The 2057-nt window shown below is 66.0% G+C and carries 1 protein-coding gene; it reads left to right on the forward strand.

What is annotated here, in order from left to right:
• Window positions 1-76: 76 nt before the first annotated feature.
• A partial coding sequence (locus FJ471_RS34490; protein WP_181179962.1) for a cadherin-like domain-containing protein occupies window positions 77-2057 on the forward strand: 1981 nt, incomplete at its 3' end.

Here is a 2057-nt window from a genome sequence, read left to right on the forward strand (position 1 = left end):
GAAATGGATTGAACGACTGTTGCAAAGTCCGTGCCAGACATGTCTCTTTCCGGGAAATGCCGGAGGGGCTTCAGCTATGACGACCAATATCGAATTCGACGCCGTTTCAAATTCCTGGGACGAGCACACGAGCGCTGGTGAAAATCACATCTCGACGGGTGTCCAGGTCGCGCAGGCGACCACTGGCCAGGCGGCCAGCGAGCCGGTGCCGGTCGATGTCGGCAGCGGCACGCCGGCGCAGGGCGCGGCCAATGCTCAAGGGGCAAACCAGCCGGCAGCGGACGCCAAGGCTCCTGCTTCCAACGCTCCCGCAAACGCACCGGCGGCAAATGCGGCGGCGGCGAATACCCCGCATGAATATCACGTCGAGGCCGGCAACGTCGTAAAGCTTCCGGCCAGCGTTTCGATCGACAACATCAAAGTCGACGGACACGACCTCGTCCTCACGCAGCCCGACGGATCCCAGATCGTCATCAAGGACGCCGCGCTGAATGTGCCGACCTTCATCCTCGGCGACGTCGAGGTGCCGCGCGTGGCCCTGATCGCCGCGCTGGAAGCCAGCCATGTCGATGTCGCCTTCGGCGCCGACGGCTCGATCTCGGCCGGCGGCAACGGCTCGCCGGGCAGCGCGGGCGGCAATTTCGAACAGCCCCCCGGCGGCATCGGCGACGGCTTCGGCCTCACCGCCCTGCTGCCGCCGACGGACCTGGCGTTCGGCCAGCCGGAGCATCGCGAGCTGTTCCCGGGGCTGCTGCCCAACTCAACGCCGACGATCCTCGACCTTACGCCTTCCGTCCAGGGCGGCGACACCACCGTCAACGAGAAGGGCCTTGAGACCGCCGGCGCGACGGGGTCCGGCGAAGCGGGGACCAGCGCCCAAGTCGACAACGACCCCTCCGAGCACAACACCGGCACCTTCACCATCAACTCGCCCGACGGCATCGGCTCGGTGGACATCAATGGCCATGTGATCACCGCCGCCGAGCTTGCCAACAGCGCGTCGGCACCGATCAACATTGCGACGCCCTTCGGCAACACGCTGACCATCAACGGCTACGATGCCGCCACCGGCCAGGTGAGCTACACCTACACGCTACTGCACAGCGAGACTCACCCGGCAGGCGACGCCTCCCTTTACGACGACATGACGGTGACCGTCACCGACAGCGATGGCGACGTCTCGCTTCCCGGCACGCTCTCGGTCCAGATCGTCGACGACGTGCCGACGGCGCATGACGACGTCGCCACGCAGGGCACCGAGAACGCGCCGGTGACGGTGAACGTGTTCGCCAACGACGTGCCCGGCGCGGACGGTGTCAACATCGCCGATCCGTCGAAGGTCAGCTATGTGGCGAACTCGCTGAGCGGCGGCACCGGCACGGTCACCTACAACAATGACGGCACCTTCACCTACAAGCCGGCCGCCGGCGAAGAAGGAACCGTGACGTTCCAGTACCGGATCGTCGACGGCGACGGCGACGCCTCCGTGGCGACGGTGACGATCAATCTGAAGCCGGATTCCACGCCCACCATCGACGTGACGCCGCAGAATCCCGATGCGAACGGCCACAGCGCGGCGAGCGAAGCCGGCCTGCCGCCGCATGACGGCCTGCCGGCCGGCTCGGGCGAAATCGCCGACAACGACGCCAACAACAACAGCGACACCAGCGAGACCACGACCGGCGCGCTGGCGATCACCACCGGCGGCGACACGATCGGCCACCTCTACGTGACCGACAAGGACAACACCCAGATCGAGGTGACCAACGCAGCCGGTGGCATTCTGGTGCACGGCCAGTATGGCGACCTGACCATCACCGGCACGCCTGGGACCGGCTACACCTATTCCTACACGCTGCTGGATAGCACCCCGGGCAACGGCACGCATGACGACTTTGCCGTCAAGGTGGTCGATTCCGATGGCGACCCCGCCTCCACGACGCTCACCATCGATATCGTCAACGATGTGCCGACGGCGCATGCCGACATCAACGCCGTGACGGAAGGGGCGCTGCTCACGGTGGCTGCGGCCAACGGCGTGCTGTTGAACGACGTGT

The organism is Mesorhizobium sp. B2-7-1 (assembly GCF_006440735.1).
GTDB lineage: Bacteria > Pseudomonadota > Alphaproteobacteria > Rhizobiales > Rhizobiaceae > Mesorhizobium.